The following is a 25,236-nucleotide window of genomic DNA, read 5'->3' as shown; positions in this document are numbered from 1 at the left end:
CCGCATACGCGCGTACGGCGGCGGACACCCCCGAGCGATAATCGGAAGAGGGGCCGCCGTCCGCGGGGAAACTCGGACGTCCCAGTAACGACCGGTACGCCAAGATCCCGTCGTACGCGGCAACCGCCAACCGCCCGGCGCGGACCACGCAGTGAAGGACATGCATACATGACGACGCCCACGATCGAGCTCAAGCCCTCCTCGCACCCGCTGTCCGACGCGGAGCGGGAGCAGATCCTGGCCGCCCCGGGCTTCGGCCGCCACTTCACCGACCACATGGTGACGATCAGGTGGACCGAGGGCCGCGGCTGGCACGACGGACAGCTCGTGCCGTACGGGCCGCTCTCCCTCGACCCGGCGACCAACGTCCTGCACTACGCGCAGGAGATCTTCGAGGGCCTCAAGGCGTACCGCCAGCCCGACGGTTCCGTCGCGACCTTCCGCCCGGACGCCAATGCCCGCCGCTTCCAGGCGTCGGCGCGCCGGCTGGCGATGCCGGAGCTGCCGGTCGAGACCTTCATCGAGGCCTGCGACCTGCTCGTCCAGCAGGACAAGGGCTGGGTGCCGGCGCACGGCGGCGAGGAGTCGCTCTACCTGCGTCCGTTCATGATCGCGACCGAGGTCGGGCTGGGCGTGAAGCCGGCCAACGAGTACCTCTTCGTCGTCATCGCCTCGCCGGCCGGCGCCTACTTCCCCGGTGGCGTCAAGCCGGTCTCCATCTGGCTCTCCGAGGACCGGGTGCGCGCGGTGCCCGGCGGTATGGGCGACGCCAAGACCGGCGGCAACTACGCCGCGTCGCTGCTGGCCCAGGCCGAGGCCGCGGCGCACGGCTGCGACCAGGTCGCCTACCTCGACGCCGTGGAGCACAAGTGGGTCGAGGAACTCGGCGGGATGAACCTGTACTTCGTCTACGGAGACAAGATCATCACCCCCACGCTCACCGGCTCGCTGCTCGCCGGCATCACCCGTGACTCGCTGCTGGCCGTCGCCCGCGACCTGGGCTTCGAGGCGGAGGAGGCCCGGGTCTCCATCGACCAGTGGCAGGCCGACACCGCGAACGGCACCCTCACCGAGGTCTTCGCCTGCGGTACGGCCGCGGTGATCACCCCGGTCGGCACGGTCAAGCGGAACGGCGCCGAGTGGACCCAGTCCGACGGTGAGCCCGGCAAGGTCACGCTGAAGCTGCGCGAGGCGCTGCTGGACATCCAGCGCGGCGTCGCCGAGGACACCCACGGCTGGATGCACCCCCTGGGCTGACCCCGGCGGCGGGACCGGCGACGGCCGGCGCCCGCCCGGACACGGCCGAGGCCGCCCCCGACGAAACCGTCGGGGGCGGCCTCGGCCGTACCGGGCGGGGTCAGCCGACCTCCGCGGGGGCCTCCGGTGCGGCGGCCGGCGGGGGAGTGGCGAGGCTGCGCAGCGCGGGGACCGGCCGCGGCTGGCGGGCGGTGAGCAGCAGGTGGGCGAGCCCGGCGACGGCCGCGGCCAGCAGGAAGCTGATGTCGATGCCGCCGGTGCGGGCCAGCAGCGGGCCCTGGTAGAACGGCGTGTCCACGCCCAGCAGGCCGACGGCCGAGCCCAGCGCCCAGGCGACGGTGGCCTGGACGTTCCAGCCGGCCTTGTACCAGTACACGCCGCCGCGGGTGCCGCGGTTGTAGACCTGGAGCGAGTCGGCGTCGTAGTTGCCGCGGCAGCGCGCGAAGCCGATGACCGTGATGACGGCCCAGGGCGTGCCGATCGCGGTCATCAGCAGCACGAAGGACGTCATGGCGTCCTGCGCCGCCCACAGGAAGTGGCCGGCGTAGACCAGCGCGGTCGAGACGCCCGCGACCACGTACGTGGCCTGGGTGCGGGTCGCCCGCGGCAGGATCGCGTCGAGGTCGAGACCCATGCTGTAGAGCATCAGCCCGGAGTTGCCCACCGAGCCGGCGGAGGCGTTGAGCAGCAGGAAGACCAGGTACCAGGCCGGGGCGCCGGCCACCAGGGGGCCCGCGTAGTCGTCGCCGGCGCCGACCGCCAGCGCGCTGAACGTACCGAAGAGCTGTGGCACCAGCAGGCCGATGACCAGGCCGAGGTAGGTGGCGGTGAAGACCTTCTTCGAGGAGTGGCGGCGCGGCGAGATGTAGCGGCTGTAGTCGCCGAGCAGGGTGATGAAGGCGATCGGGCCGCTCAGACCGGCGGAGACCGCGGAGAGCAGCCAGGTCTGCCAGTAGCCGCCCAGCGCGTACGGGACGCCGTGCACCGGGCCGGTGGTGAAGTGGTGCGCGTAGGCGAGGACGCCGACCACCAGCAGGATCGTCAGGCCGACGGAGAGCACCTTGCTCAGCCGCAGCAGGACCTTGTAGCCGTAGACCGCGCCGATGGCGGTACAGCCCGCCAGGACGGCGTAGACGACGGCGTAGGACGCGCCGTCGGCCGGCAGGCCCAGGAGGCGGTGCAGACAGCCGACCATCGCGTCGCCGCCCACCCACAGCGTCAGCGCGGTGTAGCCGAGCGAGAGCAGCAGGCCGATGACCGAGCCGATCAGCCGGCCGCGCACGCCGAAGTGGGCGCCGCTGCTGGTGGAGAGGTTGGTGGCACTGCGCAGCGAGACCAGGGCGAGCGGCGCGGTCAGCACGGCGCCGACCAGGGTGCCGGCGGCCAGCGAGCTGACCGAGCCCCAGAAGCCGAGGCCGAACGAGACCGGGAGCCAGCCGAAGATCACCACGCCGAGGGCGAGGTTCGATCCGAGCAGGATCGAGATGAGGTCCCGGGGACCGCTGGTGCGCTCCTCGTCCGGGATGGTGTCGACTCCGCGTTGTTCGATCGGCATGAGGGCTCCCCTGAGAGGCCGGACAGCAGTGTGTGAGCAGTGCTCCGCTTGCCGTGCTCCGTGTGTGGACAGTGCTCGTGAGTGAGCGAGGAATCGCGCCGCGGGACCGCCGCGAGATCGTTTAGAGCGGCGCTCTATCCACCGCTTATTTAGAACAGCGCTCAATGTGACTCATGCCCATGCCGTAGGTCAATGCTTCCGTGCTGACCAATTTCATGGTTAGAGTGATGCTCTAATCGAGCGGGAAGGTGGGACGGGATGCGGTTGACCCCGACGGAACGCGACCGGCTGCTGCTGTTCGGCGCGGCCGAGCTGGCGCGGACGCGCCGGGCCCGCGGACTGAAGCTGAATGTGCCCGAGGCGACCGCGTTGATCGCGGACACAGTCTGCGAGGCGGCGCGGGACGGGCGCCGCCTCGCTCAAGCCATCGAGGCGGCACGCAGCGTGCTCGGCCCGGACGACGTCCTCCCGGGCGTGGCCGACGTGGTCACCGAGGTGCATGTGGAGGCCGTCTTCGACGACGGCTCCCGGCTCGCGGTGGTCACCGACCCGATCGGCGCCGCGGCGGGGGAGCGCGACGAAAGCGCGGCTCCCGCGCCCGGCGCCGTGCTCCCCGGCCCGGCCGACCCGGAGCCGGCGCCCGCGGTGGTGCTGACCGTGCGCAACACCGCGGTGGTGCCGATCAGCGTCACGTCCCACTTCCACTTCTTCGAGGCCAACCCCCGCCTGGAGTTCGACCGCGCGGCCGGATACGGCATGCGGCTGTGCGTACCGGCCGGCTCGTCGGTGCGGTTCGACCCCGGCGGCACCTCGGAGGTCGGTCTGGTGCCGATCGGCGGCGACCGGATCGCGATCGGCTTCGCCGGTCTCGTCGACGGCCCGCTGGACGCACCGGGCGCGAAGGAAGAAGCGCTGCGGCGGGCCGCCGCCTGCGGCTATCTGGGAGCGGAGGAGCAGGCATGAGCATCGATCCCCACGAGTACGCGTCGGTGCACGGCCCGCGCGCCGGCGACCGGGTCGTCCTCGGCGACTCGGGCCTGGTCGTCCGGGTCGAGTCGGACGCCCAGAAGCCCGGCGACGAGTTCCTGGCCGGCTTCGGCAAGACCGCCCGGGACGGGCTGCTGCTCAAGGCCGCCGCGGTCCGCGAGACCTGCGACGTGGTGATCAGCAACGTCCTGGTCATCGACGCGGTCCAGGGCATCCGCAAGGTGTCCATCGGCATCCGCGAGGGCCGCATCCACGCCATCGGGCGGGCCGGCAACCCCGACACCCTCGACGGGGTCGACGTCGTCGTCGGCACCGGCACCTCGATCGTCTCCGGCGAGGGCATGATCGCCACCGCCGGCGCCGTGGACACCCACGTCCATCTGCTCTCGCCGCGGGTCATGGAGGCGTCGCTGGCCTCCGGCGTGACCACGATCATCGGCCAGGAATTCGGCCCCGTGTGGGGCGTCGGCGTCAACTCCCCCTGGGCGCTGGGGCATGCGTTCAACGCCTTCGACGCCTGGCCGGTCAACATCGGCTTCCTCGGCCGCGGTTCCTCCTCGGGCGACGCCCCGCTCGTCGAGGCGCTCGCCGAGGGCGGCGCCTGCGGCTTCAAGGTGCACGAGGACATGGGCGCGCACGCCCGCGCCCTGGACACCGCGCTGCGGGTCGCCGAGGACCACGACGTCCAGGTCGCCCTGCACAGCGACGGCCTGAACGAATGCCTCACCGTCGAGGACACCCTGCGCGTCCTGGACGGCCGCACCATCCACGCCTTCCACATCGAGGGCTGCGGCGGCGGGCACGTCCCCAACGTCCTGAAGATGGCCGGCGTCCCCAACGTCATCGGCTCCTCGACCAACCCCACCCTCCCCTTCGGGCGGGACGCGGTCGCCGAGCACTACGGCATGATCGTCTCGGTCCACGACCTGAAGACCGACCTGCCCGGCGACGCCGCCATGGCCCGCGACCGCATCCGCGCCGGGACCATGGGCGCCGAGGACGTCCTGCACGACCTCGGCGCGATCGGCATCACCTCCTCCGACGCCCAGGGCATGGGCCGGGCCGGCGAGACCGTACGCCGCACCTTCGCCATGGCCGGCAAGATGAAGGCCGAGCTCGGCCCGATGGAAGGTGACGGCCCGCACGACGACAACGCCCGGGTGCTGCGCTACATCGCCAAGCTCACCATCAACCCCGCCATCGCCCACGGCCTCTCGCACGAGATCGGGTCGATCGAGGTCGGCAAGATGGCCGACATCGTGCTGTGGACCCCGCAGTTCTTCGGCGCCAAGCCGCAGCTGGTGCTGAAGTCCGGCTTCCCGGCCTACGGCGTCACCGGCGACCCCAACGCCGCCACCGACACCTGCGAACCCCTCGTGCTGGGCCCGCAGTTCGGGGCGCACGGCGCGACGCCCGCCGAGATCTCCGTCGCCTTCGTCGCGGGCGCCGCGGTCGAGCAGGGCAACGACCACATGCCCACCCGCCGCCGCCGGGTCGCGGTCCGCGGCACCCGCGGCATCGGCCCCGCAAGCCTCGTCCACAACTCCCGGGTCGGGCAGGTCCAGGTCGACGCCCGCAGCGGACTGGTCACCCTCGACGGCGACCCGATGCGCTCCGAGCCGGCCGACACCGTCTCGCTGTCGCGCCTGTACTTCCTCTGACCCACCGCTTTCCCGACCACACCGGTCTCCGTTGACCGCACCGGCTCCCTCCCAAGGACCCCACATGAACACTCCCGCCGCCGACGGCTTCGCCATGCCCCCGGAGTGGGCACCGCACGAGCGCACCTGGATGGCCTGGCCCGGCCCCAACTTCACCTTCGGTGAGGAGGGCGGCGAGACGCTGGCCGAGGCCCGCCGGGCCTGGGCCGCGGTCGCCCGCGCGGTGCGGCGGTACGAGCCGGTGACCGTCGTCGCCGGACCGGGCCAGCTGGCCGGCGCCCGCGCGCTGCTCGGCGACGGCATCGAGCTGGTCGAACGGCCGCTGAACGACGCCTGGATGCGCGACATCGGCCCGACCTTCCTCACCGACGGCAAGGGCAACCTCGCCGCCACCGACTGGGTCTTCAACGGCTGGGGCGCCCAGGAGTGGGCCCGCTGGGACCTCGACGAGAAGATCGCCGAGGAGGTCGGCGCGCTGGCCGGGGCCCGCCGCTACGCCACCCCCCTGGTCAACGAGGGCGGCGGCATCCACGTCGACGGCGAGGGCACGGTCCTGCTCACCGAGACCGTCCAGCTCGACCCGGGCCGCAACCCCGACCGCACCAAGGAAGAGGTCGAGGCGGAGATCCACGCCCACGTCGGCACCACCAAGGCGATCTGGCTGCCGCGCGGCCTCACCGCCGACTACGGACAGTTCGGCACCCGCGGCCACGTCGACATCGTCGCCGCCTTCGCCCGCCCCGGCGTCGTCATGGTCCACACCCAGCCCGACCCGGACCACCCCGACCACGCCCTCTGCAACGAGATCGTCAAGCTGCTGGGCGCCGCCACCGACGCCAAGGGCCGCCCGCTGGAGGTCGTGGAGATCCCCGCGCCCACCGTCATCGAGGAAGACGGCGAGCTGGTGGACTACTCGTACATCAACCACCTGCAGTGCAACGACGGCATCGTGCTGTGCGCCTTCGACGACCCGCGGGACGAGGAGGCGGCCGCGATCTTCCGCCGGCTGTTCCCCGGACGGACCGTGACGCTCGTGGACGCCCGTACGATCTTCGCAGCGGGTGGCGGTATCCACTGCATCACCCAGCAGCAGCCGAGGGTCTGACCAGCAGGCCCCGTCCAGCCGACCCGGAGGTCACCGTGCCCGGTCCCGTGCGCCGTCCCCGGCGCCGGCTCAACCAGCCCCGCGAGCAGGTCCTGGCCGCGGCGATGGCCACCATCGCCGCGGAGGGCCTGGACCGGCTGACCATGGCGGGCCTGGGCCGCGAGGTCGGCATGAGCAGCGGCCACATCCTGTACTACTTCGGGACCAAGGACGAGCTGCTGCTGCAGACCCTCCAGTGGAGCGAGGAGCAGCTCGGCGCCGAGCGCCGGGCCGCCCTCTCCCGCCGCGTCCCGGCCCGCGAACGGCTGGAGGCGCTGATCGACCTCTACCTCCCCGAGGGCCACCGCGACCCGCGCTGGACCCTCTGGCTGGAGGTCTGGAACCGCTCCCAGAACGCCGACGACGAGACCCGCGAACGCCAGCTGGAACTCGAACTCGCCTGGCACCGCGACCTGGTCGCCCTCCTCGTCGAGGGCGCGTCCAAGGGCGAGTTCCGCCCCGTCGACGCCGAACGCTTCGCCACCCGCACCCGCGCCCTGCTCGACGGCTTCGGCACCCACCTCGTCGTCGGCCTCCCCGGCACCGACCGCGAACAGGTCCGCGCCCACCTACGGGATTTCCTCGATGAATCCCTCGGCGTCCCGCAGCCGTAGCCGATTCCGCACCCGGCCGCGTGACCACAACGCACGTAAGTACGCCCGATCGTTGCCGCACCCGCTCTTGCCGTAGGCCGACCGGTCCGCGACCGTGATCGGCTATGGGACGAGAGCAGTGGAAGAAGATCTGGGTCGGCTCGGCCGGCAACATGGTCGAGTGGTTCGACTGGTTCGTGTACGCCAGCTTCGCGGTGTACTTCGCGGACGCGTTCTTCCCCAAGGGGAATGACACGGCCAACCTCATGAACACCATGGGGATCTTCGCCGTCGGCTTCTTCATGCGGCCGGTGGGGGGCTGGCTGCTCGGCCGGATCGGCGACCGCAAGGGCCGCAAGGCCGCGCTGACGCTCACCGTCACCCTGATGTCCGCCTCGGCGGTCCTGATCGCGATCGCGCCCACGTACGCCGTCGCCGGCTACGGCGGGGTCGCCGTACTGCTCCTCGCCCGGATGCTGCAGGGCCTCTCGGTCGGCGGGGAGTACGCGGCCAGCGCCACCTACCTGACCGAGGCGTCCGCCGAAGGGCAGCGCGGTTTCGCCTCCAGCTTCCAGTACGTGTCGATGACCGCGGGCCAACTGGTGGGCCTCGGGCTGCAGATCGTGCTCCAGCGCACCCTGTCCGAGGACGCGCTGCACAGCTGGGCCTGGCGGATCCCGTTCATCATCGGCGCACTGGGCGCCGGAATCGTCTTCTACCTGCGCCGCAACATGCTGGAGACGGAGGTCTACGCCCACGACGAGGGCGCCCAGGCCGACCCGGAGCGCGGCACGATCAAGGCGCTGCTGGCCCACAAGCGCGAGGCGTTCCTGGTCATCGCCCTCACCATGGGCGGCACCGTCGCCTACTACACCTACACGACCTACCTGACCAAGTACCTCTCGCAGAGCGCCGGGCTGCCCAAGCCGACCGCCTCGCTGGTCAGCTTCTGCGCGCTGTTCCTGTTCATGTGCCTGCAGCCGTTCGCCGGCAAGCTGTCGGACCGGATCGGGCGGCGGCCGCTGCTGATCACCTTCGCGGTCGGCTCGACCTTGCTGACCGTGCCGATCATGATGATGCTCAAGCACGCCGGCAGCTTCTGGCCGGCGCTCGGGCTGTCGCTGCTGGCGCTGGTCGTGATCACCGGCTACACCTCGATCAACGCCTGTGTGAAGGCCGAGCTGTTCCCCACCGGCATCCGCGCACTGGGCGTCGCACTGCCCTACGCGATCGCCAACGCGCTGTTCGGCGGCACCGCCGAATACGTCGCCCTGTGGTTCAAGAACGGCGGCATCGAGTCCGGCTACTACTGGTACGTGGCGGGCTGCGCGGCGGTCTCGCTGATCGTCTACCTCACCATGCGGGAGACCCGGACCATCGATCTGCACCGGGTCGGCACCGAGGCCCCCGCCGATGCCGCGCGGACCCCGGGCCGGGAGCCCGTCGCCGACTGAGCCGTCTTCCGGATCCGGCCACGGCCTCCCCCGCCCGGGGGAGGCCGTTCCCGTGCCCGGGGGATCCGCGACCGACCCCCGGACGGCTTGGCTGGAGGCATGACGAAGACGAGGCATCCACTCGTACCTCTGCTGCTGACCGGCCTGCTCGCGGCGGGCCTCGCGGCTCCCTCCGCGGCGGCGGCCCGCCCCGCCACGGCCCACCCGGCCACCGCGCATCCGACCACGTCCCGCCCGGCCGCCGACGACATCCGCACCAGGCTGGCGGCCGTCCCCGGCATGCGGGTGATCAAGGAGAACCCCGCCCCGGCCGGCTACCGTTCCTTCACCCTCGACTACCGCCAGCCCGTCGACCACCGGCACCCCGCCCGGGGCACCTTCGAGCAGCGGCTGCTCCTGCTCCACAGGTCCACCGACCGGCCGACGGTCCTGCACCTCGGCGGCTACGACCTCCAGTACCAGGACCCCGGGTACCGCACCGAGCCGACCCGGATCCTCGACGCCAACCAGATCAGCGTCGAACACCGCTACTTCGGCACCTCCACGCCGCACCCCACCGACTGGTCGAAGCTCGACATCCGGCAGGCGGCGAGCGACCACCACCGGATCGTGCAGGCCCTCCAGCAGATCTACCGCGCCGCCTGGATCTCCACCGGCGGCAGCAAGGGCGGTATGGCCACCGTCTACCACCGGCGCTTCCACCCGCACGACGTGGCCGGCTCGGTGGTGTACTCCGCCCCCGACAACACCGACGACCGGGACGACACCGCCGTGGACCGCTTCCTCGCACGGGTCGGCAGCCCCGCCTGCCGCGCCGCGCTCACCGCCGTACAGCGCGAGCTGCTGGGCACCCGGCGGGCGGAGATGGCGGGCCGCCTAGGGCGCTGGGCCGCAGGACAGGGCCACACCTTCCACACCCTCGGCAGCGCCGACCGGGTACTGGAACTGACCGTGCTGCAGCTGCCGATGCTCTTCTGGATGCAGGCGGACAAGGCGGCCTGCGACCGCATCCCCGAGCCGACCGCGTCCAGCGACGCGCTGTACACGTGGTTCAACCACGTGGTCCCCCTGCCCGGTTACACCGACCACTACCTGGCCCCCGTCACCGCCTCCTACTACCAGCTCGGCACCCAGCTCGGCTTCGTCGACCTCGCCGCGCCCCAGCTGGCCGGCCTGCTCCGCCACCCCGGCATCCAGTCGATGCGGAACTACGTGCCGCGCAGCATCCCGATGCGCTTCGTACCCGGTGCCATGCCCGACGTCGACCGCTGGGTGCGGCACCACGGCAGCGAGCTGCTCTTCGTCTACGGCGAGAACGACCCCACCAGGGCCGAACCGTTCCGCACCGGCCGGGGCGGCCGGGACGCGCACGTCTACGTGGCGCCGGGCGCCGGCCACGCCACGGCCCTCGCCCAGCTGGCGCCCCGGGACCGCGCCCGGGCCACCGCCGCGCTGCGCCGCTGGGCCGCGGTGGACACGCCGCCCGCATAGTGAGACCGCCGGGTGCGCGGTGCGTCCGATATGGCACACTGCGGACCGTGCTCTCGTTCGCCATGATTATTGGCAGCAGGCGCGCCGGTCCGCAGTGACCGCCCCGTACGACCCGAGTACGGCGCGGCCACCGTCGTCCCAGACCCGCGCGCAGACCTCTCGCACCCGCGAGAGGTTTTTTCGTTTCCGGCCCACACCCCACCGGAGGCGGAGCGCGAGGGAGCATGGAGGGGCGGTGGCACCGGTTATTCCGGTAGACCGAGAACCCGACAGGAGCCAGACCGCATGACGGACGCACCCCAAGCCTCCCCGTCGCCCGCCCCCCGTCCCGCCGGCGCGGTGCCCGACGACTTCCACGTCTTCGACACCACCCTCCGCGACGGTGCGCAGCGCGAGGGCATCAACCTCACCGTCGCCGACAAGCTGACCATCGCGCGGCACCTCGACGAGTACGGCGTCGGCTTCATCGAGGGCGGCTGGCCCGGCGCCAACCCCCGGGACACCGAGTTCTTCCAGCGCGCCCGCGAGGAGATCGACTTCCGGCACGCCCAGCTGGTCGCGTTCGGCGCCACCCGCAAGGCCGGCGTCCGCGTCGAGGACGACCCCCAGGTCGCCGCCCTGCTGGCCTCCGGGGCCCCGATCATCACGCTGGTCGCCAAGTCCCACGTCGGACACGTCGAACTGGCGCTGCGCACCACCCCGGAGGAGAACCTCGCGATGGTCCGGGACACCGTCGCCCACCTCCGGTCCCAGGGCCGCCGGGTCTTCCTCGACTGCGAGCACTTCTTCGACGGCTACGCGCTGGACCCGGTCTACGCCAAGCAGGTCGTCCGGACGGCCGGCGAAGCCGGTGCGGATGTCGTGGTGCTCTGCGACACCAACGGCGGGATGCTTCCCGCGCAGGTCACCGCGGTCGTCCGGACCGTCCTCGCGGACACCGGCGTCCGGCTGGGCATCCATGCCCAGGACGACACCGGCTGCGCCGTCGCCAACACCCTCGCCGCGGTGGACGCCGGCGCCACCCACGTGCAGTGCACCGCCAACGGCTACGGCGAGCGGGTCGGCAACTCCAACCTCTTCCCGGTCGTCGCCGCGCTGGAGCTCAAGTACGGCCGGCAGGTGCTGCCCGAGGGCAAGCTCGCCGAGACCACCCGGATCTCGCACGCCATCGCCGAGGTCGTCAACCTCACCCCCTCCACCCACCAGCCCTACGTCGGCGTCTCCGCCTTCGCCCACAAGGCCGGGCTGCACGCCTCCGCGATCAAGGTCGACCCGGACCTCTACCAGCACATCGACCCGGCGCTGGTCGGCAACACGATGCGGATGCTGGTCTCCGACATGGCCGGCCGCGCCTCCATCGAGCTCAAGGGCAAGGAACTGGGCTTCGACCTGGGCGGCGACCGCGAGCTGGTCGGCCGGGTCGTCGCCCGCGTCAAGGAACGCGAACTGGCCGGCTACACGTACGAGGCGGCCGACGCCTCCTTCGAGCTGCTGCTGCGCGAGGAGGTCCGCGGCAAGGCGCTGCGCTACTTCACCGTCGAGTCCTGGCGGGCGATCGTCGAGGACCGCCCCGACGGCACGCACGCCAACGAGGCGACCGTGAAGCTGTGGGCCAAGGGCGAGCGGATCGTCGCCACCGCGGAGGGCAACGGCCCGGTCAACGCGCTCGACCGCGCGCTGCGGGTGGGCCTGGAGCGGATCTATCCGCAGCTCGCCCACATGGAACTCGTCGACTACAAGGTCCGCATCCTGGAGGGCGCCCTCGGCACCGGCTCCATCACCCGCGTCCTGGTCTCCACCAGCGACGGCCGCGGCGAGTGGTCCACGGTCGGTGTGGCGGAGAACGTCATCGCAGCGTCCTGGCAGGCCCTGGACGACGCTTACGCGTACGGGCTGCTGCGGGCGGGTGTCGACCCGCAGGCGTAGGCCGGTGGGGGCAGGCGTGATCGTGCACGCCTGCCCCCACCGGTGGGGTGAGCCGCCGGCCCCTACGCCTTGACCGCCGAGATGTCGAAGCTGAGCTTGACCTTGTCGCTGACCATGACGCCGCCGGCCTCCAGCGCCGCGTTCCAGGTCAGGCCCCAGTCGGAGCGGAGGATCTCGGCGCTGCCCTCGAAGCCGACCCGCTCGGCGCCGTAGACGTCGGTGGCCGAGCCGTTGAACTCCAGGTCGATGGCGAGCGGCTTGGTGACGCCCCGGAGGGTCAGGTCGCCGGTGATGCGGTAGCGGTCGCCGTCCACGCGCTCGGCGGCGGTGCTGCGGAAGGTCATCCGCGGGAAGTTCTCGGCGTCGAAGAAGTCCGGGCCGCGCAGATGGGCGTCGCGGTCCGCGATGCCGGTGTCGATGCTCGCGATCTCGACGTCCAGGGAGGCGGCGGACCGGGACGGGTCGGTGCCGTCCAGGGCGAGCGTGCCCTCGTAGGCGCCGAACGTGCCGCGGACGTTGGTGACCATGGCGTGCCGGACGGTGAAGCCGATGCTGCTGTGGGCCGGGTCGATGGTGTAGTCGCCGGTCAGCGCGGCGAGGGCGGGGTCCGCCTCGAGGACGGCGGCGGGGGCGGCGGTCTCGGCGGTGCGCTTGCGGGTGAACAGAGCCATGGCTCCTCCTCAGGACGGGTGCTGCGGACAGCAAGGTGGTTTAACGTTCAACGACAGCGCCCACCGTAGCTCCATTTAGTTCAATGTTCAACCTCTCTGTGTGTGAGCCGGGCCTCCCGGAGGGGGTGCCGGGCTCGGCCGGACGGGTGGTGGGCGGCGTTGCGGCGCGGTCATTGCCGTGCCACGAAGGGCCGTGCTAGACCATCGGAGACTCCCAAGTGCGCAGCGCCACACCCCAGTTGACGCCATGGAGAGGACCGACCGTGCCGACCGAGCCCGCCCCGTCCGTCTGGTCACGCCGAGGATTTCTCACCGTCTCCACCGCGAGCGCGCTCGCCCTCGCCGCCGTCCGGCCCGCCTCCGCCGCACCCCCGTCCACCGTGGGCGACGCCTACGACACCCTCCGCAGCCGCTGGTGCACGCTCACCCTCGGCACGGGCTTCGACGCCACCGCGCCGCCGTTCGCCGCCGTCCTGAAGGAGACCGGCGACCTCGCGGCCACCTTCCGGGCGGGCATGCGGCCGGCTGCCGGCTCCCTCTGGCCCGACTGCCGCTACGACCCGCCCTCCGGCATCACCCAGAGCTACGGCCGGCTGAACACGATGGCCCAGGCGTACGCCCAGCCCGGCACCGGCCGCACCGGCGACCCCGGCCTCGCCGACGCCGTCCTCACCGGCCTCGACCACCTCGAAGCCACCGTCTACAACACCGCCACCAGCCGCTACGGCAACTGGTGGGAGTGGCAGATCGGCAGCCCCCGACTCCTCCTCGACACCCTCGCGATCCTGGACGAGCACCTGCCCGACGGCGGCGGCCTGCCCGGCGACCTGCGCACCCGCTGCCTGGCCGCCGTCGACCACTTCGTGCCGGACACGATGCTCGGCGACTACACCGGCACCAGCACCGGCGCCAACCGCGTCGACCTGTGCCGGGTGGTCGCCCTGCGCGGCATCCTCGGCCGGGCGCCCGTCAAGGTCGCACTGGCCCGGGACGGCCTCTCACCGGTCTTCCCGTACGTCAGCGAGGGCGACGGGCTCTACGCCGACGGCTCGTTCGTGCAGCACACCTGGGTCGCCTACTCCGGTACCTACGGCTACGTCCTGCTGGACGGGCTGGGCCGGCTGTTCGCGCTGCTCGGCGGGTCGGAGTGGGAGGTCACCGATCCGGGGCGGCAGATCATCCTCGACAGCGTGGAGCACGCCTACGCGCCGCTGCTGCACAACGGATTGATGATGGACAGCGTCAACGGCCGGGCGATCAGCCGCGGTTACCTCCGCAACGACGAGCGGAGGGTGCTGCGCAGCGACCACTACCATGGCCATGCGCTGATCGCCGCCATCGCGCTGCTCGGCGAGAGCGCGAGCGCCGCCGAGCGGGACCGCTGGCACGCGATGATCAAGGGCTGGATCGCCCGCGACCGGACCCTGCCGGTGCTCACCGACCGGCAGTACGGCGTCGCCGACCTCGCCCGGCTGCGGAAGATCGCCGACGGCCCCGGCCCGGCCGCCGCCGAGCCCGTCGGCCACCGGCTCTTCGCGGCCATGGACCGCGCCGTGCACCGCCGCCCCGGCTGGGCCGTGAACGTGGCGATGTGCTCGGACCGGATCACGTACTACGAGAACGGCAACGGCGAGAACCGGCGCGGCTGGCACACCGGTGCGGGGATGACGTACTGGTGGGGCGCGGACTTCGGCGGTGACCAGTACACGGATGCCTTCTGGCCGACCGTCGACCCGTACCGGCTGCCCGGCACGACCGTGTCCACCAAGCGGCTCGCGGACGACGAGGGCGGCGGATGGGGCGAGCCGAAGCCCGACGTCCGGTGGGTCGGCGGTACCACCGACGGGGAGTTCGCCGCCCTCGGGCAGCAGCTGCGCGGGCTGTCCTCGACGCTGTGCGCCCGGAAGTCCTGGTTCGCGCTCGCGGACTGCGTCGTCTGCCTGGGCGCCGGGATCACCGCGCGGGACGGCGTGGCGGTCGAGACCGTCGTCGACAACCGGTGCCTGGGGGAGTACGGCACGGCCGCGCTCACCGTCGACGGCGTACGGCAACCCGGCACGCTCGGCCACCGCACCGCCTTCCGCCGCGCCCGCTGGGCCCACCTCGCCGGGCACGGCGGCTACGTCTTCCCCGGCGGCGTCCCGCTGCACGCGCTGCGCGAGGCCCGCACCGGTTCCTGGCACGACATCAACACCACCTCGTCCGCGGAGCCGTTCACCCGGCGGTATGTCACGTTGTGGTGCGATCACGGGGTCGATCCGTCGGATGCCTGTTATGCGTATCTCCTGATGCCGGGGGCCCGCGCGCACGCCGTCGCGGCGCGGGCCGCCGACCCGCACTGGCTGACCGTGCTCGCCAACGACGCGTGCCGCCAGGCGATCGCCGTCCACCCGCTCGGCGTAACGGCCGCGAACTTCTGGCGGGCGGGGCGCGCGGGCCCCTTGCGCAGCAGTGGCCCGGTGAGCGTGCTGCTCCGCGAGCGGCCGGACGGGCGGTCCGCCCGGCTGTGCCTGGCGGCCCCCGCCCGGACCGGTGACCCGGTGGAGATCACCTGGTCACGGCCCGTGCGCGAGGTGCTCGACCACGACCCGGCGATCGAGGTGCGTCGGACCGGGCGGGGCCTGTGGCTGCGGGTCCGCCCCGGTACGGTCTGCGCCACCCACCGCTGCACCGTGCGGCTGCGCTGACCTGCGCCGGGGCCCGTGCCGCCGGCCCCGCGGACCACCGGCCGTCCGGGCCGGCGTACCACCGGTCACCACAACATCACTCGGCGGCCGTTTGTCGGGCCCATACAGAGGAAGCAGGTCCCGGCCACCCGAACGGGGGCCGGGACGCGGGCCGGGTACAGGAGGGTTCTGTACTGCCTGCCCACCAAAACGCATGTGACGTTGTACGAAACCGACATCGGTGTGCGGCGCCCCGCACACGTACCGTCGATACATGACCACTGTCGAAGATCTGCCCGCCGGCGCCAACGACGCCCGCGGGCGCGTCGCCGAGCTGCACGCCATCCGTGAGCAGGTCCGGCGCGGACCCAGCGAGCGGGCGACCGAGGCCCAGCGTGCCAAGGGCAAGCTGACGGCGCGCGAGCGGATCGAGCTGCTGCTGGACGAGGATTCGTTCAACGAGGTCGAGCCGCTGCGCCGGCACCGGGCGACGGGCTTCGGCCTGGAGGCGAAGAAGCCCTACACCGACGGTGTGATCACCGGCTGGGGCACGGTCCACGGCCGGACGGTGTTCGTCTACGCACACGACTTCCGGATCTTCGGCGGCGCGCTCGGCGAGGCGCACGCCACGAAGATCCACAAGATCATGGACATGGCCATCCAGGCCGGGGCCCCGCTGGTGTCGCTCAACGACGGCGCGGGCGCCCGCATCCAGGAGGGCGTCTCGGCGCTGGCCGGCTACGGCGGCATCTTCCAGCGCAACACCAAGGCCTCCGGGGTCATCCCGCAGATCTCGGTCATGCTCGGCCCGTGCGCGGGCGGCGCGGCCTACTCCCCGGCCCTGACGGACTTCGTCTTCATGGTCCGCGAGACCTCCCAGATGTTCATCACCGGCCCGGACGTGGTCCGCGCGGTGACCGGCGAGGAGATCACCCAGAACGGCCTGGGCGGCGCCGATGTGCACGCCGAGACGTCCGGTGTCTGCCACTTCGCCTACGACGACGAGCAGAGCTGCCTGGAGGAGGTCCGCTACCTCCTCTCCCTGCTGCCGGCGAACAACCGCGAGAACCCGCCGGCGGTGCCGTGCGAGGACCCGGCCGACCGCTCCGGCGACGCGCTGCTGGACCTGGTGCCGGCCGACGGCAACCGCCCGTACGACATGCGCAAGGTCATCGAGGAGATCGTCGACGACGGCGAGTACCTGGAGGTCCACGAGCGCTGGGCGACCAACATCATCTGCGCGCTGAGCCGCTTCGACGGCAAGGTGGTCGGCATCATCGCCAACCAGCCGCAGTCGCTGGCCGGTGTGCTGGACATCGAGGCGTCCGAGAAGGCCGCCCGCTTCGTCCAGATGTGCGACGCCTTCAACATCCCGATCGTCACCCTGCTCGACGTGCCCGGCTTCCTGCCCGGCGTCGACCAGGAGCACGGCGGCATCATCCGGCACGGCGCCAAGCTGCTGTACGCGTACTGCAACGCCACCGTGCCGCGCATCTCCATCGTCCTGCGCAAGGCCTACGGCGGCGCCTACATCGTCATGGACTCGCAGTCCATCGGCGCCGACCTGACCTACGCCTGGCCGACCAACGAGATCGCGGTGATGGGCGCGGAGGGCGCGGCCAACGTCATCTTCCGCAAGCAGATCGCCGAGGCCGACGACTCCGAGGCCATGCGCACCCGCATGGTCAAGGAGTACAAGTCCGAGCTGATGCACCCGTACTACGCGGCCGAGCGCGGTCTGGTCGACGACGTCATCGACCCCGCCGACACCCGCCGGACCCTCATCCGGGCCCTGGACATGCTGCGCACCAAGCACGCCGACCTCCCGGCCCGCAAGCACGGCAACCCGCCCCAGTAGCCCCTTTGGCACCCGCGACCCACCGACGACGCGACGACGGAGAAGAAGACACCGTGAACCCTGCCCACCGCACCGCACCGATCCGCGTGGAGAAGGGCCAGGCCAGCGAGGAAGAGCTCGCCGCCCTGACCGCCGTCCTGCTGGCCCGCGCCGCCCACCGCCCGGCCGCCCCGGCCGGCCCGCACGCCACCGCCGCCCGCTGGCGCCGTCTGGAGCGCCAGACCGGTTTCCACGGCGCGACCAGCTGGCAGCGCTGACCGAGCACGCACGCAAAGGGCCCCGCGGCACGTCCGCGGGGCCCTTCCCGTTCCCGATTCCCCTTGCTTCCTTTTCAACTTCCTTGTGAACAAAGGTGGTTGATGTCGCATCAGTACCCGGCGTCCGGGTATTCCGATTCGGTAGCCGACGTCCGAATCAAGGCGTAGGTTCGCCCCAATCCTGCGGAGCAGAGCTGGTCAAGGGGAGATTCCCGTGCTGGCATGCGCTCGTCATCCCTACTCCTGGTGTTCCCGCGCCGCGGGCCTAGGACGACCGGAAGGAAGAGCCCATGCTCAGCACGCTCAGTGCTGGTGCCGCAGTGGCATCGTTGCTCCTCGCCGGATCGGCATCCCCCACCGCACCAGCACGGTTCGGCGACGACCCGCCGACCGGCAAGATCACCATCACCGTGGCCACGGTCAACGGATCGGGCTGCAGACCCGGCAGCGCCGCGGTGGCCATCGCCCCCGACAACACCGCCTTCACCGTCACCTACAGCGAATACCTCGCCCAGGCGGGCGGCGCCAGCAAGCCCACCGACGCCCGCAAGAACTGCCAGATCGCCCTGAACGTCCACGTCCCGCAGGGCTTCACCTACGCCATCGCCCGCGCCGACTACCGCGGCTACGCCTCGCTGGCCCCCGGCGCCAAGGGGCTGGAGCAGGCGAACTACTACTTCCAGGGCCAGCAGCAGACGGCCCGCAAGAGCCACAGCTTCGCCGGCCCCTACGACAACAACTGGCAGTCCTCGGACCAGACCGACATCGACGCGCTCGTCTACGCGCCGTGCGGCGAGGAACGCTACTTCAACATCAACACCGAGCTGAGGGTGGACGGCAAGTCGGCCGACCCCAAGGCCACCAGCTTCATGGCCATGGACTCCACCGACGGCAGCATCAACACCGTGTACCACTTCGCCTGGAAGGAGTGCCCGGGACGCAAGTAACCGCTCGCGGCGCATCCCCGCACCGCACGCCGAAGGCCCCCGCATCACGCGATGTGGGGGCCTTCCGGCAGGTGCGGCGTACGGGCACGGGGGGCCGGTACGCGGCGGCGCTAGCGCAGGCGCGCCATGAGGGCGTGCTCGACGAGCGTGATGAGCGCGCTCTTGGCCTCGCTGCGGTGCCGGGCGTCCGTGGTGATGATCGGGGCGTCCGGGCCGATCTGGAGGGCCTCACGCACCTCGTCGGGCGTGTAGGGCTGGTGCCCGTCGAAGCCGTTGAGGGCGATGACGAACGGCAGGCCGCTGTTCTCGAAGTAGTCGACGGCCGGGAAGCAGTCGGCCAGGCGGCGGGTGTCCACCAGGACGACGGCACCGATGGCACCGCGGACCAGGTCGTCCCACATGAACCAGAAGCGGTCCTGGCCCGGCGTACCGAAGAGGTACAGGATCAGGTCCTGGTCCAGCGTGATCCGGCCGAAGTCCATCGCCACGGTCGTGGTCGTCTTGTCCGGCGCGTGCGTGAGGTCGTCGATCCCCGCGGAGGCGGAGGTCATCACGGCTTCGGTACGCAGCGGATTGATCTCTGAGACGGCCCCGACGAACGTGGTCTTGCCCACGCCGAAGCCGCCCGCCACCACGATCTTCGCGGAGGTGGTGGAGCGGGCTGCACCGCTAGAGCTTGCGAAGTCCACTGAGCACCCTTTCGAGCAGTGTCACATCTGGCTGTCCGCCGGCGGTCTCGTCCCCGCCGGGCTGATGGATGGCGACGAGCCCGGCCTCCGCCAGGTCGGCGACGAGGATTCGGGCGACGCCGAGGGGGATGGAGAGGAGGGCCGAGATCTCGGCCACCGATTTGATCTCGCGGCAGAGGTGGCAGATGCGCTGGTGCTCCGGCAGCTGGCCCTGCAGCTTGGCCGGGTCGGCGGTCGTGCTGACCAGCGCCTCGATGGCGAGCTGGTAGCGCGGCCGGGTCCGACCACCGGTCATGGCGTACGGGCGCACGAGCGGGTTGTTCGCCCCGGAGGGAGCGGGCTCGGGCTTCCGCGGCGGCTGCACCGGCTGGATGCGCGGGGCCTGCGGCTGGTCGTACACCGACGGCTCGTACGGCTGGGAGTCGTACGGCCCCGGCTGCTGTGGCTGCGGCTGTAGCCGCTGCGGCCGACGGCTCGGCGCAGACGGGAAGTTGAAGCGGTTGTGATGGGTCTCGCCCACAGGCCCGGACTCCTGCCCGGAACCGTACGGGTATCCGCTAGGGGGCGTTGCCACGTCTCCTCCTTCAACTTGCCTGTCTGACGCCGGTCGCGCCACCGAACCATAAGACGCGGCGGCGGGAAACGCACTGCCTGTTTGCTAGTTGAGAAGACTGCCCTGGAGTTCGGCGCGGAGGTCGGGCGTGAGCACCGTCCCCGCGCGGTCGACCAGCAGGGCCATCTCGTAGCCGACCAGACCGATGTCGCACTCGGGGTGCGCGAGCACGGCCAGCGACGATCCGTCGGAGACGGACATGATGAAGAGGAAGCCACGCTCCATCTCCACCACGGTCTGGTTGACGCTCCCGCCCTCGAAGATGCGGGACGCGCCGGAGGTCAGCGAGGTCAGCCCGGAGGCCACCGCCGCCAACTGGTCGGCGCGGTCACGGGGGAAGCCTTCGGACATGGCGAGGAGGAGTCCGTCCGCGGAGACCACAACCGTGTGGGACACCCCGGGGGTGTTGTCCACGAAGTTGGTGATCAACCAGTTCAGATTCTGCGCCGCCTGGCTCATCGGGCTCACACTAACGCTCCTGATCGTAGGTGCTGCCGGGGCCGAAGCCCTGTTGGTCATTCTGGGGGACCCCGGAGGGGTCCGTGCCGACACTGCGTCCCTGCTGGACCCCGCGGCGGAGGTTGCTCAACCTGCCGCGGACGTCCTCCGGGGCGCGGGAGACCTGGGGGCCGCCCTGCGGGGTCTGCTCCGCGGCACCCTCGACCAGGTTGGCCTTGGGCACCCGGCGGGGAAGACCGGAGGCTGTGACTCCGCCCGCCTTCGGCTCGCGCAGCCGCTCCGCCCGCTCCCAGCGCTCGTCGTTGGAGCTGCGCCAGTCGGAGCCGTCCTGGCCGGTCTCCGGCGCGCTCCGCGGCTGCTGAGCCTGCTGTGCCTGCTGGTCGCGGCCTCCGCGGCGCGGAAGGCCGGCGTCCGTCAGCGGGTGCGGGTCGCTCGGTGTGGGGCCCGGACGCTCGAATGGTACGCGCTCGGACGCGTCAGCGGGAGCGGCAGTTGTATTCCGGTCAGATTCCGCTTCGGTCCCGAAGTAGCCCTCGGATGCGTGGCGTTCGGACCATTCGTCCGGCTGGACCGGTTCGTGCGAGACGTATGGCTGCTGGCCGGTGGTCTCCGGGAAGCCCGGATCGCCGAACGCCTGGCCGCCGTGCGAGCGGTCGTCGTAGAGCGGTTGATCAGCTTCCGGATAGCCCGGGGCGGGGTGGCCCTGGTACCCGGAGGCGGACGTCGCCGGGTCGCGGAAGAGCGGATTGCCGACGTCCGGCCCCTCGGCCGGGCGCTCGCCGCCGGTGGTCTGCGCCTCCAGCGCGGCCCGGCGCTCCTCGCGCATCAGCGAGCGGCCGACCATGTCCATCTCGGCGGCGTCCGTGCGGGCGTAGCGGCTGTCGTCGAAGCCCAGCTCGGCGGCGGTGCGCTGGTGGCTCTCGTAGGCGGCCTGCTGGTGCTCGGGGACGATCCGGGAGACCGTGAAGTCGTCCTCGAACTGCTCGTCGCCGCCACCACCGTGCGTGATCGCCTCGGGCAGCATGACCAGGGACGTGGTCCCCGCCTGCTCGCCGGAGGGGCGCAGCTGCACCCGGATCCCGTGCCGGTCGGCCAGCCGGCCGACCACGAACAGGCCCATGCGCTGCGAGATCGCGGCGTCCACGCTCGGCGGGTTCGCCAGCTTGTGGTTGATGTCCGCGAAGTCCTCGGGGGTCAGCCCGATGCCCTTGTCGTGGATCTCGATCATCACCCGGCCGTCGGGCAGCCGGGTCGCGGTCACCCGCACCTTGGTCTGCGGCGAGGAGAACGTGGTGGCGTTCTCCAGCAGCTCGGAGAGCAGGTGCACGAGGTCGGTCACGGCGGTGCCGTGGATCTCGCTCTCCGGCACGCCGGTGAGGTCTATTCGCTCGTACGACTCGACCTCACTGATCGCCGCCCGCAGGACGTCGACCAGCGGCACCGGCTGGTTCCAGCGGCGGCCCGGCTCCTCGCCGGCGAGGATGAGGAGGTTCTCGCCGTTGCGGCGCATACGGGTGGCGAGGTGGTCGAGCCGGAAGAGGCTCTCCAGCTGGTCCGGGTCCGCCTCGTTGTTCTCCAGGTCGGTGATCAGCTCCAGCTGACGCTCGATCAGGCCCTGGTTGCGGCTGGAGAGGTTGGTGAAGATCGCGTTGACGTTGCCCCGCAGCAGCGCCTGCTCGGCGGCCAGCCGGACGGCCTCGCGGTGCACCTGGTCGAAGGCCCGGGCGACCTCGCCGATCTCGTCGGTGGTGGAGATCGGGATCGGCGTGACGCGGGTGTCGACCCGGCCGGGGGCGGTCCGGGAGAGCTGGTCGACCAGCATCGGCAGCCGCTGCTCGGCGATACCGAAGGCGGCGTTGCGCAGCTGGCGCATGTTGCGGCTCATCCGGCGGGCCATCAGACCGGCCACGACGAACGCGATGATCAGCGCGGCGACCGCGATCGCGGAGTCGACGAAGGTGGACTGCTTGGCGTCCGCGGAGATCTGCGCGGCCTCGTTCACGGCCTTGTCGGCCAGGTCCTTCTCGATGGACCGGTACATGTTGAACTTGCCGGTTGCGGCCGCGAAGTAGCTGTCGGAGGTGATGCCCTTCAGGCTCAGCGTCTCCGGCGCCGCACCGGTCCCGATCAAGGTGGACATCTGGTCGATCGACGGCGGCGTGCGGAACGGCCGGTTCGCGGCCTGCGCCTGCTGCTTCGCCTGTGCGATCTTCTGCTGTGCGGCCTGCTTGAGTGCGGCGGCGTCCTTCTTCAGCCGCTCGACGTCCTCGGGGGTGCCGCCGGAGGTGTACTCGCCGATGGCGATGCCCTCCAGGTAGCGGTACGACGCGAACGCGGTCAGCTGGAGCTTGTGCTCCTTGCCGCCCTGCGGGGACGCCGGGTCGACCAGCAGGTGGGTGCCGATCGAGCGCTCCAGCGACTCGGCGGCCTTGGCCAGCGCCACGGCGTAGACGGTGCGGCCGTAGGAAGTGATGTTGCCGGTGCCCAGGCCGAGTTCGTTGGCGAACTCCATCAGCGGGTGCTGGACCTCGATGTAGCCCTCTTCGGTCTGCACACCGTGCAGCTTGGCGGTGTACGCGGCCTGGCGCAGCACCTGGAGCTTGGGCTCGACCTTCTCGAACGAGGCGAGCCGGCGCTTGAGGCCCGGCTTGTCCGGCATGGCCTTGGCGGCCTTGTGGAAGGCGTCGGCGGCGGCGTCGGTGGTGTCCCGGGCCTCCTGGACGACCGGGTCGTCCTTCTTGCCCTCCAGCAGCGGCGCCGCGGTGCGGTCCCGCTCGTCGATCAGGGCGGTGCTGTAGGAGAGCGCGGCGCGCACGAGTTTCGCGGTGTTCTCCGCGTCCTGCGCCTCCTGCCAGGTGGCGAACGAGGTGTTCACCCGCAGGCCGCCGAAGACCAGGGCGAGCAGCACGGGGATCAGCAGGATGGCGTTCAGCCGGGTGGCCACCCGCCAGTTGCGCGGGGAGTACTTGCTACCGCTGACCGGAGGCTTCGCGACCGGGTCCTCGGGCGCGTCGGAAGCCGGTACGCCACCTCTCGGTGGCGGCGTGAAGTTGCCCCGCCGCGGTTCCTGCGGCTCGGGGCTAGACGTGCTTCGCCTCACTCGACCAACAACCTCTCGGCGGCCGGCACGACCTGCTGTGCCGTTTCTTCTGGGCTTTCCTACTCCGGAGTTCAGCGAATTTCAGCACGTCAGGGCGGTGCGTTCCAAACACTGAGCAAAGCCTGAGCGGGCCCGGAAGGCCCTCAGATAAAAGGGGCGTTAAGGGCGAGACGCAGCAAAAGGCAGGCGATTCGTGAGCGCAGCGAAGCCGGGCATGCGCGTGGTGTGTCGAAACCTCAGGGATTCACTGTCGAAACGTTATGAAGCGAATTTGTGGGCGTGTCGAAGGACACAGATCCCTTCGCGGATGGTGGGGCGCAGCCCTGGGCAGGGCGGCGCCCCCCATAAGAGTCAACTGCCGGGTTGTCCCCTACAGATGACGAACCGGAGCGGTGGCCGGTTCCTACTTGAGCCGGGCCATCAGCGCGTGCTCGACGAGCGTGATGAGCGCGCTCTTGGCCTCGCTGCGGTGCCGGGCGTCGGTCGTGATGATCGGGGTGTTGGGACCGATCTGCAGCGCCTCACGCACCTCGTCGGGCGTGTAGGGCTGGTGCCCCTCGAAGCCGTTGAGGGCGACGACGAACGGCAGGCCGCTGTTCTCGAAGTAATCGACGGCGGGGAAGCAGTCGGCCAGGCGGCGGGTGTCCACCAGCACGACCGCGCCGATGGCACCGCGGACCAGGTCGTCCCACATGAACCAGAAGCGGTCCTGGCCCGGCGTACCGAAGAGGTACAGGATCAGGTCCTGGTCCAGCGTGATCCGGCCGAAGTCCATCGCCACGGTCGTCGTGGTCTTGTCCTGCACGTGGCTGAGGTCGTCGATCCCCGCCGACGCGGAGGTCATCACGGCCTCCGTACGCAGCGGGTTGATCTCCGAGACCGCGCCGACGAACGTGGTCTTGCCCACGCCGAAGCCGCCCGCCACCACGATCTTCGCGGACGTGGTGGCGCGGGCCGGGCTCGCGGCGAAGCCGCCGTCAGAGCTTGCGAAGTCCACTGAGCACCCTCTCCAGCAAGGTCACGTCCGGCGTACCGCCGGCCTCGCCGCTGCCACCGGGCTGGTGGATCGCCACCATCCCGGCCTCTGCCAGGTCCGCGACGAGGATCCGCGCCACGCCCAGCGGGATGTGCAGCAGCGCGGAGACCTCGGCGACCGACTTCACCTCACGGCACAGGTGGCAGATCCGCTGGTGCTCGGGCAGCAGCCCGGGCAGCTGGGCGGGGTCGGCGGTCGTGCTGACCAGCGCCTCGATGGCGAGCTGGTAGCGCGGCCGGGTCCGGCCTCCGGTCATGGCGTACGGGCGCACCAGCGGCTGGTCACCTTCGCTCCCGTACGGCGCTTGGCTGTAGGCGCCGTACGGGCCGGAAGTGGCAGGTGGCGGGGTCATGGGGTCCTCCGGACGGGACAGCGCGCGCTGTCGTCGGGTTGGGCCGGTGGGGGGTGCGGCACGAATGGGTGGTGGGTGCTGGACGGGCGGCGCTGCGGACGCCGTCAGTTCAGCAGACTGCCCTGGAGTTCGGCGCGCAGATCGGGCGTGAGCACCGTCCCCGCGCGGTCGACCAGCAGGGCCATCTCGTAGCCGACCAGACCGATGTCGCACTCGGGGTGCGCGAGCACGGCCAGCGACGATCCGTCGGAGACGGACATGATGAAGAGGAAGCCACGCTCCATCTCCACCACGGTCTGGTTGACGCTCCCGCCCTCGAAGATGCGGGACGCGCCGGAGGTCAGCGAGGTCAGCCCGGAGGCCACCGCCGCCAACTGGTCGGCGCGGTCGCGGGGGAAGCCCTCGGACATCGCGAGGAGCAGCCCGTCCGCGGAGACCACCACCGTGTGCGACACCCCGGGGGTGTTGTCCACGAAGTTGGTGATCAACCAGTTCAGATTCTGCGCCGCCTGGCTCATCG

At 71.3% G+C, this 25,236-nt stretch carries 21 protein-coding genes; 12 read left to right on the top strand and 9 right to left on the bottom strand.

The window, feature by feature from the left end; genetic code table 11:
* The first annotated feature begins 168 nt into the window (after positions 1 to 168).
* Positions 169 to 1,257 (top strand): branched-chain amino acid aminotransferase, encoded by a 1,089-nt coding sequence (locus ACZ7MX_RS31325; RefSeq protein WP_472136921.1) that lies wholly within the window; start codon positions 169 to 171, stop codon positions 1,255 to 1,257.
* Between the two features lie 100 nt (positions 1,258 to 1,357).
* Here ACZ7MX_RS31325 and ACZ7MX_RS31320 read toward each other — a convergent pair whose 3' ends face one another.
* The gene (locus ACZ7MX_RS31320) at positions 1,358 to 2,812 is read right to left on the bottom strand and encodes a cytosine permease (RefSeq protein ID WP_472136920.1); all 1,455 of its coding nucleotides are present in this window, start codon (positions 2,810 to 2,812) and stop codon (positions 1,358 to 1,360) included.
* 258 nt (positions 2,813 to 3,070) lie between these two features.
* Here ACZ7MX_RS31320 and ureA point away from each other — a divergent pair, with 258 nt between their 5' ends.
* The 7 genes from ureA to cimA all read left to right on the top strand — a co-directional run bounded on the left by ureA (position 3,071) and on the right by cimA (position 12,068).
* Positions 3,071 to 3,775, top strand: coding sequence for an urease subunit gamma (ureA, locus tag ACZ7MX_RS31315; RefSeq protein ID WP_472136918.1), 705 nt, complete (start codon positions 3,071 to 3,073; stop codon positions 3,773 to 3,775).
* The gene (locus tag ACZ7MX_RS31310; RefSeq protein WP_472136916.1) at positions 3,772 to 5,460 is read left to right on the top strand and encodes an urease subunit alpha; all 1,689 of its coding nucleotides are present in this window, start codon (positions 3,772 to 3,774) and stop codon (positions 5,458 to 5,460) included. Before ureA ends, ACZ7MX_RS31310 begins: the two co-directional genes overlap by 4 nt.
* A gap of 64 nt (positions 5,461 to 5,524) precedes the next feature.
* Positions 5,525 to 6,565, top strand: a complete 1,041-nt coding sequence (locus tag ACZ7MX_RS31305; RefSeq protein WP_472136914.1) for an agmatine deiminase family protein — start codon at positions 5,525 to 5,527, stop codon at positions 6,563 to 6,565.
* Between the two features lie 35 nt (positions 6,566 to 6,600).
* The gene (locus ACZ7MX_RS31300; protein WP_472136913.1) at positions 6,601 to 7,218 is read left to right on the top strand and encodes a TetR/AcrR family transcriptional regulator; all 618 of its coding nucleotides are present in this window, start codon (positions 6,601 to 6,603) and stop codon (positions 7,216 to 7,218) included.
* 104 nt (positions 7,219 to 7,322) lie between these two features.
* Positions 7,323 to 8,651 (top strand): MFS transporter, encoded by a 1,329-nt coding sequence (locus tag ACZ7MX_RS31295; RefSeq protein WP_472136911.1) that lies wholly within the window; start codon positions 7,323 to 7,325, stop codon positions 8,649 to 8,651.
* A gap of 99 nt (positions 8,652 to 8,750) precedes the next feature.
* A complete protein-coding gene (locus ACZ7MX_RS31290) occupies positions 8,751 to 10,142 on the top strand; it encodes a S28 family serine protease (RefSeq protein WP_472136909.1) in 1,392 nt (463 codons plus the stop codon).
* Positions 10,143 to 10,427: 285 nt separating this feature from the next.
* Entirely contained in the window at positions 10,428 to 12,068 is a 1,641-nt protein-coding gene (gene cimA / locus ACZ7MX_RS31285; RefSeq protein ID WP_472136907.1) for a citramalate synthase, read from the top strand.
* A gap of 62 nt (positions 12,069 to 12,130) precedes the next feature.
* Here cimA and ACZ7MX_RS31280 read toward each other — a convergent pair whose 3' ends face one another.
* Complete coding sequence (locus ACZ7MX_RS31280; protein WP_472136906.1) at positions 12,131 to 12,739, bottom strand: YceI family protein; 609 nt, start codon at positions 12,737 to 12,739, stop codon at positions 12,131 to 12,133.
* Between the two features lie 263 nt (positions 12,740 to 13,002).
* On the opposite strand from ACZ7MX_RS31280, the gene ACZ7MX_RS31275 reads away from it, so the two are divergent.
* The 4 genes from ACZ7MX_RS31275 (at position 13,003) to ACZ7MX_RS31260 (ending at position 18,467) form a co-directional block, all read left to right on the top strand.
* Positions 13,003 to 15,426 (top strand): polysaccharide lyase 8 family protein, encoded by a 2,424-nt coding sequence (locus ACZ7MX_RS31275; RefSeq protein ID WP_472136904.1) that lies wholly within the window; start codon positions 13,003 to 13,005, stop codon positions 15,424 to 15,426.
* Between the two features lie 253 nt (positions 15,427 to 15,679).
* A complete protein-coding gene (locus ACZ7MX_RS31270; protein WP_393571138.1) occupies positions 15,680 to 17,263 on the top strand; it encodes an acyl-CoA carboxylase subunit beta in 1,584 nt (527 codons plus the stop codon).
* A gap of 53 nt (positions 17,264 to 17,316) precedes the next feature.
* Complete coding sequence (locus ACZ7MX_RS31265) at positions 17,317 to 17,520, top strand: acyl-CoA carboxylase epsilon subunit (RefSeq protein WP_472136902.1); 204 nt, start codon at positions 17,317 to 17,319, stop codon at positions 17,518 to 17,520.
* Between the two features lie 290 nt (positions 17,521 to 17,810).
* Positions 17,811 to 18,467, top strand: a complete 657-nt coding sequence (locus ACZ7MX_RS31260) for a DUF4360 domain-containing protein (RefSeq protein WP_472136900.1) — start codon at positions 17,811 to 17,813, stop codon at positions 18,465 to 18,467.
* A 110-nt stretch (positions 18,468 to 18,577) separates the two neighbouring features.
* Here the strand turns inward: ACZ7MX_RS31260 and ACZ7MX_RS31255 are convergent, their stop codons facing one another.
* The 7 genes from ACZ7MX_RS31255 to ACZ7MX_RS31225 form a co-directional block, all read right to left on the bottom strand.
* A complete protein-coding gene (locus tag ACZ7MX_RS31255; protein ID WP_073447656.1) occupies positions 18,578 to 19,156 on the bottom strand; it encodes a GTP-binding protein in 579 nt (192 codons plus the stop codon).
* Entirely contained in the window at positions 19,137 to 19,730 is a 594-nt protein-coding gene (locus tag ACZ7MX_RS31250; protein WP_030802348.1) for a DUF742 domain-containing protein, read from the bottom strand. The genes ACZ7MX_RS31255 and ACZ7MX_RS31250 overlap by 20 nt, the downstream gene beginning before the upstream one ends.
* 84 nt (positions 19,731 to 19,814) lie before the next feature.
* Positions 19,815 to 20,228 carry a roadblock/LC7 domain-containing protein gene (locus ACZ7MX_RS31245; protein ID WP_018087204.1) on the bottom strand — a complete coding sequence of 138 codons (414 nt, stop codon included), beginning with the start codon at positions 20,226 to 20,228 and terminating at the stop codon, positions 19,815 to 19,817.
* Between the two features lie 10 nt (positions 20,229 to 20,238).
* The gene (locus ACZ7MX_RS31240; RefSeq protein WP_472136897.1) at positions 20,239 to 23,328 is read right to left on the bottom strand and encodes a sensor histidine kinase; all 3,090 of its coding nucleotides are present in this window, start codon (positions 23,326 to 23,328) and stop codon (positions 20,239 to 20,241) included.
* 403 nt (positions 23,329 to 23,731) lie between these two features.
* On the bottom strand, positions 23,732 to 24,325 hold the full coding sequence (locus tag ACZ7MX_RS31235; protein WP_310724004.1) for a GTP-binding protein: 594 nt from the start codon (positions 24,323 to 24,325) through the stop codon (positions 23,732 to 23,734).
* Positions 24,306 to 24,716, bottom strand: a complete 411-nt coding sequence (locus ACZ7MX_RS31230) for a DUF742 domain-containing protein (RefSeq protein WP_030416114.1) — start codon at positions 24,714 to 24,716, stop codon at positions 24,306 to 24,308. Before ACZ7MX_RS31230 ends, ACZ7MX_RS31235 begins: the two co-directional genes overlap by 20 nt.
* Positions 24,717 to 24,820: 104 nt before the next feature.
* Positions 24,821 to 25,234, bottom strand: coding sequence for a roadblock/LC7 domain-containing protein (locus ACZ7MX_RS31225; RefSeq protein ID WP_018087204.1), 414 nt, complete (start codon positions 25,232 to 25,234; stop codon positions 24,821 to 24,823).
* Positions 25,235 to 25,236 lie beyond the last annotated feature (2 nt).

This window comes from Streptomyces sp. NPDC107765, from assembly GCF_055657085.1.
This window is presented reverse-complemented; position numbering and strand designations above follow the sequence as displayed.

Excerpts from the sequence above, each read along its gene's own strand:
- ACZ7MX_RS31280 (WP_472136906.1), bottom strand. The coding sequence starts at position 12,739 with ATGGCTCTGTTCACCCGCAAGCGCACCGCCGAGACCGCCGCCCCCGCC.
- ACZ7MX_RS31295 (WP_472136911.1), top strand. The coding sequence starts at position 7,323 with ATGGGACGAGAGCAGTGGAAGAAGATCTGGGTCGGCTCGGCCGGCAAC.
- ACZ7MX_RS31305 (WP_472136914.1), top strand. The coding sequence starts at position 5,525 with ATGAACACTCCCGCCGCCGACGGCTTCGCCATGCCCCCGGAGTGGGCA.
- ACZ7MX_RS31290 (WP_472136909.1), top strand. The coding sequence starts at position 8,751 with ATGACGAAGACGAGGCATCCACTCGTACCTCTGCTGCTGACCGGCCTG.
- ACZ7MX_RS31310 (WP_472136916.1), top strand. The coding sequence starts at position 3,772 with ATGAGCATCGATCCCCACGAGTACGCGTCGGTGCACGGCCCGCGCGCC.
- ACZ7MX_RS31245 (WP_018087204.1), bottom strand. The coding sequence starts at position 20,228 with ATGAGCCAGGCGGCGCAGAATCTGAACTGGTTGATCACCAACTTCGTG.
- cimA (WP_472136907.1), top strand. The coding sequence starts at position 10,428 with ATGACGGACGCACCCCAAGCCTCCCCGTCGCCCGCCCCCCGTCCCGCC.
- ACZ7MX_RS31270 (WP_393571138.1), top strand. The coding sequence starts at position 15,680 with ATGACCACTGTCGAAGATCTGCCCGCCGGCGCCAACGACGCCCGCGGG.
- ACZ7MX_RS31230 (WP_030416114.1), bottom strand. The coding sequence starts at position 24,716 with ATGACCCCGCCACCTGCCACTTCCGGCCCGTACGGCGCCTACAGCCAA.
- ACZ7MX_RS31320 (WP_472136920.1), bottom strand. The coding sequence starts at position 2,812 with ATGCCGATCGAACAACGCGGAGTCGACACCATCCCGGACGAGGAGCGC.
- ACZ7MX_RS31225 (WP_018087204.1), bottom strand. The coding sequence starts at position 25,234 with ATGAGCCAGGCGGCGCAGAATCTGAACTGGTTGATCACCAACTTCGTG.
- ACZ7MX_RS31325 (WP_472136921.1), top strand. The coding sequence starts at position 169 with ATGACGACGCCCACGATCGAGCTCAAGCCCTCCTCGCACCCGCTGTCC.
- ureA (WP_472136918.1), top strand. The coding sequence starts at position 3,071 with ATGCGGTTGACCCCGACGGAACGCGACCGGCTGCTGCTGTTCGGCGCG.
- ACZ7MX_RS31260 (WP_472136900.1), top strand. The coding sequence starts at position 17,811 with ATGCTCAGCACGCTCAGTGCTGGTGCCGCAGTGGCATCGTTGCTCCTC.